Here is a 14,883-nt window from a genome sequence, read left to right on the forward strand (position 1 = left end):
TATATGTTGCAATTTCAATCCTTTACAAGGATGAGTCGTTCTCGATTCTTACACTTTTACTTTATATTCGAACGCTGATAAAAATCTGATTGGTGTTTCAATGCAAAAAATAGAGAAAACTAGATTCTACGAACTGGATGTGATGAGGTTTTTGGCAGCGCTAGCCGTGCTTTTTTACCATTACACGTTTGCATCAAACCGAATGATGGGGACTCCTTTTTTCGGCATAGAAAAAATTAGCCGTTATGGCTATTTGGGTGTTGATGTATTTTTTATGATAAGCGGTTATGTGGTGCTGATGTCTTCTATGCACAAAACGCCAAAATATTTTGTCATCTCTCGTATTACCAGGCTGTACCCAGCTTACTGGATCTGTTGCCTTTTTACCTTTGTATTTCTTTATTTTGGCAACATCCATTTGCAAGGATCAGCCCCGACAACCTTTAAACTGCTGGCGGTTAATTTAACTATGTTTCAAGAGTTTCTCGGTAAAGAAAACCTAAATGGAGTGTTTTGGACACTGACTTACGAACTCGGATTTTACTTTATTATACTTGCCTTTGTAGCCCTAAAGTTGTGGAGAAGCTTGCTAATGATTATTTTGCTCTGGCTTCTTTACACCCTCAGCATAAACCTCGATGCAGCAAAAAATGCATTTTCTTTCTTTTTGATTCCAAAATACAGTTGCTGCTTTATTGCTGGAATGCTATTTTATTTATGGAAAATAAATTACGCAGAAAAATGGAAATTGATTGCTCTCTTAATACTTTGTTTTACTATAAACATAAAAAACGATGTGTGGATTACCGCAGATATGAACAATTTCTATCAGGCAAAAAATCTATTCAACACCTACATTGTTATTGCTTGCGTCTGCTGCTTTTATTTATTTTTCAGTTTGTCTGCAACAAACAAACTAAATTTTAATTTTTTAAGGCGTTCGGCTCATCTCGGCAAATTGACATATCCTCTTTACCTAGTACATGGCTTTGGCGTCGGGTTTTTCTTGTTGTGGGGAAACTTGGTGAATAAATATGTAATCCTAGTAATGGCTACCAGCTTTTCCCTTTTGCTTTCTTTTTTGATTTACAAATTTGTGGAAGAGAAATTCCGACTCGGCTTTAAGCGGGCCTTGCTTCGACTATCGGATAAAATATAAAGGCAGCCCGACTATCACGGCTGCCTTTATTGATAAATGTTTTGAGGTAGGCTTAATCTTTCTCTGGCCTATTTTTAATCTGACTTGCCTTTAACCAGATTTTAGCGCCCTTTTTGTTTACGTAATACTTTTTGTTTTTATTGTTGATGTAAACATCAGAACCGTTGGGAGCCATTTTACCTTTCCAAACCTTGTCTGTAACCTTTGCTTCACCTTTAACGGCAACTTCTGCCGTTTTGTTGGCCGCTTTAGTAACAACTTTACCAGTTTTATCAGCCGTTCTTTCCACAGCATTTTTCTTTGTTTGGGCGCTTGCGCCAAGGCTAAGTCCTACACACAACGCGCAAGACAACATGCCCATTACTAATCTGTTTTTCATAGTGTTTCTTTTTTAAAACTATAGGTAGAAAACATCACTGGAAACGCATTGTTTGAGTTGGAGAAAATAAAAGCAAGCTGCACTCAGACTAACGAAAAGAATAGACAGCATGAGTAACAAAACAACCTTAAAAAGTTCTATTTCTGTAGTAACCTTACAGCTAACAAAAAGCTGAAAGCCTAACTTAATTTTTCTGCAAGTAGCTTCATCTCTATGTGCGGCGAATGGTTTTTATACAAAATATTGTGCACGGCTTTAAGAATAGGCATTTCTACTTCGAAATTACACCGCTTTAGGTGCATGCACTGTACGGCAAAATAGCCTTCGGCAACCATATTCATTTCTAGCTGTGCAGACTTTACCGTATACCCCTTGCCAACCATGTTTCCAAAGGTGCGGTTTCTACTAAACTGAGAATAGGCGGTTACCAGTAAATCACCCAGATAGGCAGATTCTTTAATATCTCTTGAAATCGGGTGGACTTTATCTACAAAATGGCTAATCTCTCTAATGGCGTTGCTAATTAACACCGCCTGAAAATTATCGCCATAGCCAATGCCATGACAAATACCGGCTGCAATGGCATAAATATTCTTTAAAATTGCAGCATATTCTGTCCCGAAAATATCATCAGAAACATTGGTCTTAATATACCTCGTATCTAAAAATGAAGCGAAGTCTTCTGCTTTGCTTATATCGGTACACGCAATCGTTAAGTAAGAGAGTTTTTCTAGAGCCACTTCTTCAGCATGGCATGGCCCACTCACCACTAAAATATCTTGATAGGGAATGTCGTAAACCTTGTGTAGAAATTCTCCGATAATCAAATTGTCTTCAGGCACAATACCTTTAATAGCAGATATAATCTTTTTACCCTTTAAGTTCTCTGTTGTTATTCCTTTTAAACTCTGTTTTAAAAAAGCAGAGGGCACATTAAGTACAACATAATCTGCATGCGCAATCACCTCATTAATGTCGTCGGAAATATTTTCATCCTTCAACTTAATTTCTACCGCACTAATGTAATTTGGATTGTGTTTAAATTTTCTGATGTGGGCAATGGCATCTGCATTCCGCATCCACCAGTAAATTTCTTTATCGGCTAGATTATCCACGAGCATTTTTACCATGGCCGTGGCCCAACTGCCACCGCCGATCATTGCAATTTTTGGCACCATAATAAGATAAGTTTGAAACTGGGTAATTTGTTTCTAAATACCCACAAAAAAGCACAGTTTTTTATACTGCGCTCAAACTTATACAATTATTTAGGAAATGCCTATTATTTTCCGTCTTTGCTGAACAATTTATCTTTTGTGGTTTTTTCTATCTCCATCCCATCTTTTAATTTATTCTGAATGGCAGCATAAGGGCCTGTAACCACTTCTTGACCAGCTTTTAAACCTGTTTTAACAATAATGTCTTGATCATTCTGAATGCCAGTAGTAACTTGTGTTTTCTTTACCTTGTTTCCATTTACTATATAAACGTATTGTTTAACGGTTTTATCGTTCAATTTTGTTTTTTGTTGATCAGAGTTGTTAGCGTCATCATTAGGTTTATTTCCACCACCATCAGCTGGTGAACCGGTAAAAACCGATTGGATTGGCACCGACAAACCTTTTAACGACGCACTCTGAATATCTACTGTGGCAGACATACCGGGCCTAAAAATAGAAGTCTGTTTGCCTTCAGTACTTTCGGATATTCGAACTTTAACAGCAAAGTTTGTTACTTGATCTACGGAATTACTAGCGGTCGTACCTACCGCGGTAGATGAACTTGCAATCTCAGTTACCAACCCTTTAAATTTCCTTTCGCTAAAAGCATCTACATCAATAGAAGCACTATCGCCCACTTTAACCCTGGTAATGTCATTTTCATTCACATCTACATTAACCTCCATAGAGGCAAGATTAGAAATACGCATAATTTCTGTACCCGCAAATTGAGAGGTACCCAAAATCCGGTCTCCCAGCTCGATTGAAAGCTTAGATACTACACCATCAACTGGTGAATAAATGGTGGTTTTAGCTAAATTTGCCCCAGCTTCTTTTACATTTGCGCCAGTTTGTTCTAAGGTATATTTTGCACCCGTAACATTTGCTTTCGCGCTTGCCAGTGTAGCTTTTGCTGTTAAGTAAGCTGCCTTTGCTGCATCAAACTCGGCAACAGAAATTACTTTTTTCTTAGACAACTCTGTGTTGCGCTTATAAATGGTTTCTTGGTTAGCAAAATTTGCTTGGGCTTGAGCCAACTGCTGCTCTGAAGCTGTCACCGCACTTTTTTGCGCATTATAACTTGCCACAGTTCTATCATAACCAGATTGAAGTACATCTGGTCTCACTTTACAAAGCAATTGCCCAGCTTTAACCACATCGCCTTCTTTAACCTTTAATTCTGTAACTTCTCCAGATACTTCAGAGCTAAGTTTTACCTCCGTTTCGGGTTGTATTTTTCCACTTGCGGTAACTGTTTCTATTACCGTTTTATCTGCGGCTTTTTGTACGGTAACTTTCTCTGTCTTTTTGCCTCCAATAACACCGGTAAGTTTCAAAACAATTAGCAGGACAACAACAATGGCCAGCGTGATAAGTATTGGTTTAAGTTTCATAATTTTTAACGTAATTTCTTTAAGAGGTAATATTAAAATGTAATGGGTTTGCCCAAATAATAGTCAATCACTTTTTCCCTAAATAATAGATCATATTTAGCCTGGATAAAATCAATCTCGGCCTTATTTCTATTGGTTTGAGCTGTGTTAAAATCCAAGCTATTGTCTAAACCTACGTTGTAGCGCTGTTCTACTGCGTAGAAAGCATCCTTTTGAGCATTAAAGGCGTTAAGCGTAGAGCTGTACCTACTGTCGGCGCCTTTCAAATCGGCCACAGCCTGATAGATGACTTTATTTAAGTTGTTTTTTGCCAATTGCTCTTGCGTTTGGCTTTGGACGTAATTAATCTTAGCTTTTCTTACACTGGATCGTGCAGCAAAACCATTAAAAATTGGAATTTGTAACCTCAAGCCAACATTTTGACCTAAATTATCATTCAGCTGCTCTGAGAAGGTCCCTCCAAATCTACTGGGATCTGAATAAAGGGTTTGCACACCTGCTCCTAAAGATATTGAAGGGTAATAGTTGCCCTTGGCAATGTCGATACCCTTCGCTGCTGCAGCTGTATTTAAGCTAGCCAATTTTATATCTGGAAATTCGCCCAAGGCCTTTTGGTATAGCCCTTCGGCATCTATACTGTCTTGCATCTTTTTAAATTTATCTAAAGACGGCGCTTGCACTTCATACCGTGCCGACGAAGGTATGTCCATCAACTGTGCTAAAGTAATGTAAGAAATGGTTAACGCATTGTTCGCATTCGTTACATTCAACTCGCTGGTTGCAGCCTGAGATTTGGCCAAAGAAATATCTGCCAAGGTTTTACTTCCTGCATCTAACAAAGCTTGCTCTCTTTTTAACAGCTGATTAGATACAATCAACTGATCTTGAGCTGCCCGCAAGAAGTCTTTGTTATACAACACTTGCAAATATTGGGTAATTACCTGTAGCACTAAATCGTTCTTTACTTTCTCGGTAGCCGTCTTATTAACATCTAGCAAGATTCTATTTTGTCTAATCTGATTAATCTTTTGGAAACCACGAAAAAGATCTACTCCTGCATCTAGCCCCCCGTTTATAGATGTAGAATTCTGATTTGTAACTTCAAGTGTAGTTTGGTTTCTGTACTGTCCAAAACTTTTCCCTGCACTTGCGTTTCCATTCAATGTTGGGTAAAGCGCATATTTAGACTGGCTTAGATTCTCTACCGCTAAACTCTCATCAAGCTGAGACTGCTTTATCTGCAAGTTATTATTCAAAGTTTTTTCTACCGCCTGCTGTAAGCTAATAACTTCTTGAGATGATGCATTTTGGATGAAAAAGCAAGTAGCTAGAACCGTGCAACATATTATCGCCCCAATTTTTTTCGCTATCTTCATTAATTTACTATTTGTGTTTGTTCTGCCAATCATCTATAAATGGTTAAATGTTCTCGTCTCATTTGTGGTCATTCCGCCAAAAATAAGAAATTAAATCTTTTAAATGTGCACGGCTATTCAGTAACTTTGCCAGCTATGTACCTCGTTAAAAGTCCTTTCTTTTTAAAATGGTATTATCCTCAATTGCTGTGGAATAAACCCCGCAGCGAAAAAACCATTTATATTACCTTTGACGATGGACCAATACCTATTGTTACACCCTTTGTTCTAAAAACTTTAGCCGCCTATAATGCTAAGGCAACGTTTTTTTGCATTGGCGATAACATTCGCAAACATCCAGATGTATTTAATGCCGTTGTAAATTCTGGTCATGCCATTGGAAACCATACGTTTAACCACCTAAATGGATGGAAAACAGATGACGAAACATACATAAAAAATATTTTAGAAGCGCAAGCTTTAACACAAACCAATTTGTTCAGGCCACCTTACGGGAGGATTAAGAAATCGCAGATAAGGAAGCTGAAGGGAGTCGGAGGTCGGGAGTCGGAGGTCGGAAGTGAGCAGTCAGCAGTCAGCAGTCTGCAATCAGACATAAAAACTCTAAGCTTTGAAGTCAGAAATAAGTCGTCAGAGCCTCAATTTCAGCCTTCTAACCATTACCCTCTAACCGCTAAACCAAACCCTTCCACCCTCTACCCTCCAAACCCTAAACCATCAACCTTACACCCTAAACCGTCAACCCTAAACCTTCCCGCCTTCCACCTTATTATGTGGGATGTGCTTAGCGGAGATTTCGACACAAACCTAGCTCCAGAAAAATGTTATCAAAATGTGATAATAAATACCCAAAACGGATCTATCATTGTTTTTCACGACAGCTTAAAAGCATTTGACAGATTACAATATGCATTGCCACGCGTATTGAAATATTTTACAGAAAGAGGGTTTAGCTTTGAAAGGCTTTGAGAACAATTTAGTAGTTAGTATTTCGAAAAAATGCTGCACAACAAAAAATTTTTTTAACTGGTAGTTAATTTTAGAAAATATGGAAGCGCCAGAATCATTCGGAAGAACCGCAACTTATAGAGTAACTTTAGCAAATCATTTAAGGTTACTGAAAAATTTGCTGTTTTTTATAGGCGGATTCTTGCTCACTTTAGTTTATTTTTACCTTACCAATTATAAAGATTTTAAAATTTTAGCCATCATTATGTCGATAATGACAATATGCTGGTGTGTGCCCTCACTTATTTTGCACTATAATTATTACGAGCAAGCTAAAGATTTAACGATTATAGAACACGAAGAATTTTTCGAGGTATTTAAACATCAACAACCCGAAATTAGAATTGAGAAAAAAGACACCATAGTTATAGATCTTTACATAGGTACAAATATGATGTTATATAATTCCAACTTTGGTAAATTTCCAACAGGAGAATATTGTTACGCAATAATAAAGACACCTACAGATACCATAATCTTGAACAATTTAATTTATCCTGATGTTAAATATTTACCACAAAGATTTCCTGAGGTAAAGGCTTCCTACCACAAAACCGGCTTTGCCAAAATATGAATTTATTAAATGACCACCACCAACCCCCCAATGTCATTAACTTAAAGAAATCGTTTGTCGGTCAGAGCCTGTCGAAGACCTTAAATATGAAGTTGCTAAATCCAAAAACCAATAAAATGGCTGTCCCTCGACAAGCTCTGGATGACACCATTTTATTGGTTTTTTCTTAAGTTAATGGCATTGGGGCAAGGGGTGGTTCTAAACTATGTGCCACAAACTTTAACCCAATTAGCCCCGATTGGAACGGAAAGCCCACAGCAAGGCTATGGTGGCCGAGCGCGTTGAAGCCGTGCGAGGACTTTGAGTGAAAGCGGGAAGAAACGCTGATTGGAATCGTGTCCCTGCGCTTCAAAAAAACTATCTTCCAACATCATTCACTATCTACACCTTCGCTATTTAGAAATCTTCCAAAATAATATAATGAAACGGAATAAAGTCGAACCACTTATTTTTTTTGTAAATTCGCAGTAGAATAAGAATAGCAAATTTTAAAAACACAACATAAATGGCTTTTGATATAGAAATGATCAAAAAGGTTTATGCAACTTTTGGCAGTCGCGTAGATGCGGCCCGTAAATTGGTTGGCAGACCTTTAACCCTATCCGAAAAAATATTATATGCACATCTTTGGGATGGCGACCCGAAAAAAGTGTTCTCTCGCGGAACAGACTATGTAGATTTCGCACCAGACCGTGTGGCCATGCAAGATGCAACGGCTCAAATGGCGTTGTTGCAATTTATGCAAGCTGGCAGACCACAAGTTGCAGTACCTTCTACCGTACATTGCGATCACCTGATCACGGCAAAACTTGGTGCTGCTATAGATTTACCAAATGCAAAAAAAGAAAGCAGCGAGGTTTTTGATTTCCTTTCTTCGGTTTCTAACAAATACGGCATCGGCTTTTGGAAGCCGGGCGCCGGAATTATCCACCAAGTGGTGTTAGAAAACTACGCCTTCCCTGGCGGCATGATGATTGGAACAGATTCTCACACCGTAAATGCTGGTGGTTTAGGTATGGTTGCTATTGGTGTTGGTGGCGCAGATGCCTGCGACGTAATGGCCGGCTTGCCCTGGGAACTGAAATTCCCAAAATTAATTGGCGTTAAACTTACCGGAAAATTAAGCGGATGGACCGCAGCAAAAGATATTATTTTAAAAGTAGCTGGAATTTTAACCGTTAAAGGTGGTACGGGTGCTATAGTAGAGTATTTTGGCGACGGCGCCGTTAACCTAAGCTGTACAGGTAAGGGCACCATTTGCAATATGGGTGCAGAAATTGGGGCAACTACATCTACTTTCGGTTATGATGAAAGCATGGAGCGCTACCTGCGCGCTACAAACCGTGCCGACGTTGCCGATGCTGCAAATACTGTAAAAGACTATTTAACAGGCGACCCAGAAGTTTACGCCAATCCAGAGCAGTACTTTGATCAGATTGTAGAAATCAACCTAGATGAATTAGAGCCTTATTTAAACGGGCCGTTTACGCCAGATTTGGCAACGCCTATTTCTAAAATGAAAGTAGAAGCCGAAAAAAATGGCTGGCCACTTAAAGTAGAATGGGGTTTAATTGGTTCTTGTACCAACTCTAGCTACGAAGATTTATCGCGTGCCGCATCTATTGCGCAACAGGCGGTAGACAAGGGATTAATTACCAAATCTTCTTTTGGCATAAACCCTGGTTCTGAGCAGGTGCGTTATACCGCAAATCGCGATGGCTTCTTAAAAACCTTCGAAGATTTAAATGCAACTATTTTTACCAACGCCTGTGGCCCTTGCATAGGCATGTGGGACCGTGTTGGCTCAGAAAAATCAGAAAAAAACACCATTGTACATTCGTTTAACAGAAATTTTGCAAAACGCGCCGATGGAAATCCAAATACCTTTGCTTTTGTAGCTTCGCCAGAAATGGTAGCCGCAATTGCCATATCTGGCACATTGGGTTTCAATCCGCTAACCGATACGCTTACCAACAATAAGGGCGAAGAGGTTAAGTTAGACCCGCCAACGGGCCTAGAATTGCCACCAAAAGGCTTCGATGTAGAAGATGCCGGTTTCCAGGCACCTGCAACAGATGGTTCTCATGTAGATGTAATTGTTTCGCCAACTTCTAAACGTTTGCAACTACTAGATCCTTTTGCCGCTTGGGAAGGAACAGACTTAAAAGGTTTACGTCTGTTAATTAAAGCAAAAGGAAAATGTACTACCGATCACATCAGTATGGCTGGCCCATGGTTAAAATTCCGTGGCCATTTAGATAACATTTCCAACAACATGCTTATTGGTGCCGTTAACTTTTACAACGACCAAACAGATACCGTTAAGAACAGCATTACTGGCGAGTACGGGCCAGTTCCAGCTACCCAACGCGCCTATAAGGCCGCAGGGATAGATACCATTGTTGTAGGCGATGAAAACTATGGCGAAGGTTCTTCTAGAGAGCATGCTGCCATGGAACCACGCCATTTGGGCGTGCGCGCGGTATTGGTAAAATCTTTTGCCCGCATACACGAAACCAACCTTAAAAAACAAGGCATGCTGGGTTTAACGTTTTGCGATAAAGGTGATTACGATAAAATTTTAGAAGACGACGTGATAGACATTGTTGGCTTAACTACTTTTGCGCCAGACGTGCCGTTAACTTTGGTTCTGCACCACGCAGACGGTTCTAAGGAAGAATTTGAAGTAAACCACACCTACAACGAGCCACAAATAGAATGGTTTAAAGCTGGTGGTGCGCTAAACATCATCAGAAAAGAAGCAGCGAAAGAGGTTAAGGGTTAGTGGTTAGTGGTTAATTGCCGACGATTTAAGATTTACGGCAAACGAAAGACGACCAACGACAAACGAAAAGAAAAGACGATTTACATTTGTAGGTCGTCTTTTTTTTGAAAACGAGCGTGCAGTAATTCTTCGGAAACCCCAGCCCCGCTAATGCTGCAAGCGCCGGCGAAGAACCGGCGGCTTTCCGCGCATATCGGGTTTAGGAACAAAAAAAGTGCAGGAAAACCGAGAGTTGGATGTCAGCAATCAGAAATTTGAAACTCCACATCCAAATCTTGATACTCGATACTTAATACTTGATACTAAAATCTTGCTACAAAATACTATTTACTAAACTCATGCCCACAATCATAGCAATGGTAGCACTTCTTGCCAAAAATGGGATAAGTGAAGGTTGCAAAAGCCACAAGCATAGCCCAAACACCAAAGCGCTTTTTAGTAGCCATTCCATAACCTACATGATCCGAACCGCATTTTTCGCAAGTAGTTTTCCCGCCATCATTTGTTGCTTTTTCTTCGGCCTCTATTTCGCCAACATCGTCTGCGGCCAAACCCGGCTCTTCGGATAGCAACTGATCAATAGCTGATACATCTTTTTCAAAAACAATAAGCCTAACACCACCTATGGCCTGCGTATAAAGTGGGTTTAAAATGGCCAGATTTTGGTCAGCCAAAAAACACTCAAACCCTGCATCTGCGATGCGGCCTTTCACAATATTAGCTTCCATCGGGTCATAATAGTTTCTATATACGGTTGTCCTATCACTCATCTTGTAAAGATAACTCTTTTAAAAATATGCTTTTACACAAATTTAGCTAATTTTATCTTGCTTAATTTTTACCTTGTATAAAGGAGATTTCATTCATCCAAAAAACAAAAAAATGACCTTGACAACGAAGTTTTCTGTAGTACCTATCATCTTACTCATAAGCTTTTCTGCAGGATGGAGTCAACAATTATCGCCTGTGGCAATAAACGGACAGCTACATATTACAGGCACACGACTTTTAAACGAGCACAACAAGGCAGTTCAGTTAAGAGGAATGTCGTTATTTTGGAGCCAATGGCAACCACAATATTTCAATTATGAAACGTTGGCAAAATTAAAAAACAACTGGCATGTCAATGTAGTTAGGGCTCCAATGGCCATAGAGAACGGAGGGTACCTCACAAATTCCACGCAAGAAAAAAAGAAAATCTTTGCGGTGATAGATGCAGCGATAAAACTTGGCATTTACGTTATTGTAGATTGGCATGATCATCATGCAGAAAATCATCGATTGCAAGCCGTAGCTTTCTTTGCAGAAGTCTCCAAGAAATATGGCAACACGCCAAACATTATTTATGAAACATTTAACGAACCTTTGGACATTTCCTGGGCAAATGTTTTAAAGCCTTATCACGAAGCAATAATTGCCGCGATTAGAAAAACTGATCACAACAATGTTATTGTATGTGGAACGCCAACGTGGTCGCAAAAACTGCTAGAGGCTGCCAAAAATCCTATCGACGCTAAAAACATAGCTTACACGCTGCACTTTTATGCCGGTACCCATAAAGAAAAACTCAGAGATGACGCCCAAAAAGCCATAGATTTAGGCCTTCCTGTTTTTGTTACAGAATTTGGCACAACTGAAGCTAATGGAGACGGAGCGGTGTATGTGGCATCTACAAACGCTTGGTTCGACTTTATAAATAAAAACAACCTCTCTTGGTGCAATTGGTCTCTCGCCGATAAAAAAGAAGGCTCGGCAGCACTGCTTCCAGGAACTAGGCCAGAGCAATTAAATAGAAAAGACGTGTTAACGCCATCGGGCAAGTTGATAAAAGCAAAACTAGCTTTAATTAACCCTTAACTTAATCGATACCTAGCCCTATTTCTCTAAGTAAAATGGCGGCATTAAAAGTTTTGCAAGAGCCTTCCTTTATTTTGTAATCAAAATGCATTTGTCCGTCATTTATCTGAATGTCGAAATTGAAGTTTCTCACCTGCCGGGGATGAGTTTCTGCTAAACTGCTCAATTGCAGATCATGTGTGGCGAAAAGTGCTGGTTTACCCAAACTCAGTAACTTTTCTATAAAAACTTTAGAGCCGGTGTATTTATCCTGACTATTGGTGCCACGAAGCATTTCATCAATTAATACAAATCCATTATCTTGAGTCTGCACATGTTCCAAAATCATCTTTAAACGGATCAGCTCTGCCTTAAAGGTAGAAGTGCTTTCGTTAAGCGAATCGGCAATACGCATGTAGCTAACCAAACTAAAAATAGACAGGCTTAATCTTTCTGCACAAACCACAGATCCCGCATAAGCCAACACCATATTGATGCCGACAGTGCGCAAAAAGGTGCTTTTGCCAGCCATGTTAGATCCTGTAACAATATCTACTGTAGGCGTTTGAGCAAATTCAAAATCGTTATAGACCCGCGTTTGAATGGGAATAAGCGGATGCCCCAGCTCCCTTGTAGAAAAGCTATAATTATCTTCAATATGCGGAAATATGTAGCCAGAATGGTTATAGCTAAACATGGCAAACGAAATTAGTTCTTCAAAATGTCCAATTCGATTTAACGCTGCAATAATGTCTGTTGATGAATGATTTTGCCATTTATCTAGTCTGATGCTGCAACGTATATCCCACAGTAAAAAAACGTTTAAAATTCCACCAACTAAAAAATTCAGTCTGGCATCGAAAGCTTGAATAATTGTTGCCAGCTTTTTAATCTGCATAGAGACTTTTTCCTGATTTTGAAAGAGACCTTTAATATAATCACTTTTCCAATCGTCATCTTCTGTGTAGGCAATCGATTTGGAAGAACTATCTAGCAAATCGGCAGTCCCTGCTAACTTATCGAACACATTACTCGCCTTTTTTGCAATTTGAGAATTATACACAAAATGTGCGATGGCATAAACAATTAAAGCGGGGATAAAAGGCCCTCCAAGAATTATTGCACAGCCGATTAGAAATAACGAAATATAAGGAACTGCAGCTACGTAAAATCTTAAAAAAGCTGACCGAGTGAAAGCAAGTTCAGTCGCCAACTGTCCGTTTAATTTTTGTTCAATAAGAACCCTTTTCTCCTGATCTTGGCCTCTAAGGGTCGCCCTAAACTCAAAAGTCGGTTCAATTTTATCGACCAGTTCGGCGATTGCAGATTGCCTTTCTAAAATGATACTTGTTGCAGAAGACTTAGCTAAAGTTTGTGCGATCAATGTGTTGCCAAATTTTGTACTCGCCCTATTTACCATTGCAAACAAAGAGTAATCGCCAAAAATATCTAAATCAGAACTGTAAGGATGGGAATTATCCTTAAACATTTCGCCGTGGTCGTATCCATTTTTACCGCTTTCGGCGAGCTCTTTGCCCTGAGTTAAATTCACCTCATTCTGATAAACCCAGAGCAGGTTTGTTTGAAAAACAATTTCTTTATCTAAAGCACTTTGTTTTTTTACAATAACTACAAAACCTGCAATTGGCAGAAACATTGCAACAATCATCGCCAAACGTTCTGCGCCTTCTTTGGTTTGCACTAGTAACACCAAAAACAAAATTTCCAATAAAAAAAGCGCAACGCGAATTAAAGATAATCGGTCTATTTGCTTTTTTAGCGCCGCGATGGTTTGGGTAATGTCAGTTGTCTTATGTTGGTATAATGATAAGTGGTTGTCTTCTGTGGCGAGCATTTAGAACAATTAAAGGTTGATTAAAAGCACCAAATGTAACCTTAAAATTTTAAAATATCGGCACAAAGAATTACATCGAAAAACTCTATTCGATGCTAGTAGTATGTAATTCTTTCGGCTTTTTAAAGATTTTTAAAATTAAAATGAGCGAACTTGCTGTAAAAACTATCGATGGAAATACAAACCAAAACATCAATTTTTTATGTTGAAGTATTTCAGACATATAAGTCTCTAATGCACATAATATTAAAATTGCTACCAACAACTTATATCGGTCTTTATATCCTCTAGAAAATGAAATAATAATAAGGCTAGTAATTATGGCAATTGGGATCAAACCTGACATCCACGATATTTCATAATGCGCGAATATCTCGTTACAAAACTGAAATAAGAAAATAGGGATTAAAATAAAGTTTGGCAGACCATGTTCACCTAACCCGTTTATGAGTAAAAAGAAAACGACTGATAATGTTTTTATGTAATTCATCACTATGTTATTTCACAGATTTTGCGCGCTCCCGGTTTGCTACTGTTGGCTCCAATCGCGAAGTTCGGATTAATTCGTTTTGCACAATTTGGTGTCTCAAACATAACTAAACCATTCAACCCGATTTTTGACAAATGTCAAAAAATCACTTTTGCCTTCTTATTCTGCTTAACGTTTCTTGCGAAATACCGAGATAAGATGCAATATGCCCTAGAGAAATTCGCTGAAGCAGTTGGGGGTTCCGCTGAATTAAATGCTCATAGCGTTCTTTGGCGCTGTACATGCGTAAATCGTTTGCTTGGATTTCATTGCGCATGTGGTAAAACTCTGTTAACTTTCTGCCGGAGAAATTAAACTCCATAATGTTGAGGTACATTTCATCTAGCTTTTCTTTTTTCACGGCAATTAGCTTACAATCTTCTACCGTTTCTAAATATTCGAAACTTGGATTACCAGTGTAAAAGCTATAAACGGAGATAAGGAGTTCGTTTTCGAATAAAAACCAAGTATTGGTTTCTTTACCTTCTTTACTGAGGTAATAAATTCTTGCAGCTCCCTCTACAATAAAATAAATTGTGTTGCCTCGCTCACCGGCCCTTAAAAGTCGCACTTTCTTTTTAACCTCGACAATTTCGCTGTTCTTTATAATTTCGGATTTTAAGCCTTCGCTTAATGGATAAATGGCGTTAAAAAGATTAAATAAGTTTTCATAGTCTCCGCAAGAATTTACTATAGCTGTCATAATATATTTAACGAGATGAAACATTATCCTAGCCACAATTGAGGCATTAAGTGACGTGTAGAAAA

Annotated in this window: 12 protein-coding genes; 5 read left to right on the forward strand and 7 right to left on the reverse strand. The window is 38.9% G+C overall.

Annotated elements, in window-relative coordinates:
• The first annotated feature begins 100 nt into the window (after positions 1–100).
• Positions 101–1,159, forward strand: coding sequence for an acyltransferase family protein (locus tag ABIB40_RS10850; RefSeq protein WP_354358898.1), 1,059 nt, complete (start codon positions 101–103; stop codon positions 1,157–1,159).
• Positions 1,160–1,211: 52 nt separating this feature from the next.
• Here ABIB40_RS10850 and ABIB40_RS10855 read toward each other — a convergent pair whose 3' ends face one another.
• The 4 genes from ABIB40_RS10855 to ABIB40_RS10870 form a co-directional block, all read right to left on the reverse strand.
• Positions 1,212–1,538, reverse strand: coding sequence for a hypothetical protein (locus ABIB40_RS10855; RefSeq protein WP_354358900.1), 327 nt, complete (start codon positions 1,536–1,538; stop codon positions 1,212–1,214).
• A 179-nt stretch (positions 1,539–1,717) separates the two neighbouring features.
• The gene (locus ABIB40_RS10860; protein WP_354358902.1) at positions 1,718–2,716 is read right to left on the reverse strand and encodes an NAD(P)H-dependent glycerol-3-phosphate dehydrogenase; all 999 of its coding nucleotides are present in this window, start codon (positions 2,714–2,716) and stop codon (positions 1,718–1,720) included.
• A 104-nt stretch (positions 2,717–2,820) separates the two neighbouring features.
• Positions 2,821–4,152 carry an efflux RND transporter periplasmic adaptor subunit gene (locus ABIB40_RS10865; protein WP_354358904.1) on the reverse strand — a complete coding sequence of 444 codons (1,332 nt, stop codon included), beginning with the start codon at positions 4,150–4,152 and terminating at the stop codon, positions 2,821–2,823.
• A 32-nt stretch (positions 4,153–4,184) separates the two neighbouring features.
• The gene (locus ABIB40_RS10870; RefSeq protein WP_354358906.1) at positions 4,185–5,561 is read right to left on the reverse strand and encodes a TolC family protein; all 1,377 of its coding nucleotides are present in this window, start codon (positions 5,559–5,561) and stop codon (positions 4,185–4,187) included.
• 72 nt (positions 5,562–5,633) lie between these two features.
• Between ABIB40_RS10870 and ABIB40_RS10875 the strand changes: the two genes are divergently transcribed.
• The 3 genes from ABIB40_RS10875 to ABIB40_RS10885 all read left to right on the forward strand — a co-directional run bounded on the left by ABIB40_RS10875 (position 5,634) and on the right by ABIB40_RS10885 (position 9,895).
• Positions 5,634–6,497 carry a polysaccharide deacetylase family protein gene (locus ABIB40_RS10875; RefSeq protein ID WP_354358908.1) on the forward strand — a complete coding sequence of 288 codons (864 nt, stop codon included), beginning with the start codon at positions 5,634–5,636 and terminating at the stop codon, positions 6,495–6,497.
• Positions 6,498–6,576: 79 nt separating this feature from the next.
• Complete coding sequence (locus ABIB40_RS10880; RefSeq protein WP_354358910.1) at positions 6,577–7,110, forward strand: hypothetical protein; 534 nt, start codon at positions 6,577–6,579, stop codon at positions 7,108–7,110.
• 505 nt (positions 7,111–7,615) lie between these two features.
• Complete coding sequence (locus ABIB40_RS10885; RefSeq protein ID WP_354358912.1) at positions 7,616–9,895, forward strand: aconitate hydratase; 2,280 nt, start codon at positions 7,616–7,618, stop codon at positions 9,893–9,895.
• Between the two features lie 323 nt (positions 9,896–10,218).
• Here ABIB40_RS10885 and ABIB40_RS10890 read toward each other — a convergent pair whose 3' ends face one another.
• Complete coding sequence (locus tag ABIB40_RS10890; protein WP_354358914.1) at positions 10,219–10,665, reverse strand: putative signal transducing protein; 447 nt, start codon at positions 10,663–10,665, stop codon at positions 10,219–10,221.
• Between the two features lie 112 nt (positions 10,666–10,777).
• Between ABIB40_RS10890 and ABIB40_RS10895 the strand changes: the two genes are divergently transcribed.
• Positions 10,778–11,752 (forward strand): glycoside hydrolase family 5 protein, encoded by a 975-nt coding sequence (locus ABIB40_RS10895; RefSeq protein WP_354358916.1) that lies wholly within the window; start codon positions 10,778–10,780, stop codon positions 11,750–11,752.
• Position 11,753: 1 nt separating this feature from the next.
• Here ABIB40_RS10895 and ABIB40_RS10900 read toward each other — a convergent pair whose 3' ends face one another.
• Both ABIB40_RS10900 and ABIB40_RS10905 read right to left on the reverse strand, forming a co-directional pair.
• Complete coding sequence (locus ABIB40_RS10900; protein WP_354358918.1) at positions 11,754–13,586, reverse strand: MutS-related protein; 1,833 nt, start codon at positions 13,584–13,586, stop codon at positions 11,754–11,756.
• A gap of 635 nt (positions 13,587–14,221) precedes the next feature.
• Positions 14,222–14,818, reverse strand: coding sequence for a Crp/Fnr family transcriptional regulator (locus tag ABIB40_RS10905; protein ID WP_354358920.1), 597 nt, complete (start codon positions 14,816–14,818; stop codon positions 14,222–14,224).
• Positions 14,819–14,883: the final 65 nt, after the last annotated feature.

It is taken from the genome of Pedobacter sp. UYP30 (assembly GCF_040547165.1).
GTDB lineage: Bacteria > Bacteroidota > Bacteroidia > Sphingobacteriales > Sphingobacteriaceae > Pedobacter.

Coding starts and splice junctions, on each gene's coding strand:
- ABIB40_RS10850 (WP_354358898.1), top strand. CDS start 101: ATGCAAAAAATAGAGAAAACTAGATTCTACGAACTGGATGTGATGAGG.
- ABIB40_RS10855 (WP_354358900.1), bottom strand. CDS start 1,538: ATGAAAAACAGATTAGTAATGGGCATGTTGTCTTGCGCGTTGTGTGTA.
- ABIB40_RS10860 (WP_354358902.1), bottom strand. CDS start 2,716: ATGGTGCCAAAAATTGCAATGATCGGCGGTGGCAGTTGGGCCACGGCC.
- ABIB40_RS10865 (WP_354358904.1), bottom strand. CDS start 4,152: ATGAAACTTAAACCAATACTTATCACGCTGGCCATTGTTGTTGTCCTG.
- ABIB40_RS10870 (WP_354358906.1), bottom strand. CDS start 5,561: ATGATTGGCAGAACAAACACAAATAGTAAATTAATGAAGATAGCGAAA.
- ABIB40_RS10880 (WP_354358910.1), top strand. CDS start 6,577: ATGGAAGCGCCAGAATCATTCGGAAGAACCGCAACTTATAGAGTAACT.
- ABIB40_RS10885 (WP_354358912.1), top strand. CDS start 7,616: ATGGCTTTTGATATAGAAATGATCAAAAAGGTTTATGCAACTTTTGGC.
- ABIB40_RS10890 (WP_354358914.1), bottom strand. CDS start 10,665: ATGAGTGATAGGACAACCGTATATAGAAACTATTATGACCCGATGGAA.
- ABIB40_RS10895 (WP_354358916.1), top strand. CDS start 10,778: ATGACCTTGACAACGAAGTTTTCTGTAGTACCTATCATCTTACTCATA.
- ABIB40_RS10900 (WP_354358918.1), bottom strand. CDS start 13,586: ATGCTCGCCACAGAAGACAACCACTTATCATTATACCAACATAAGACA.
- ABIB40_RS10905 (WP_354358920.1), bottom strand. CDS start 14,818: ATGACAGCTATAGTAAATTCTTGCGGAGACTATGAAAACTTATTTAAT.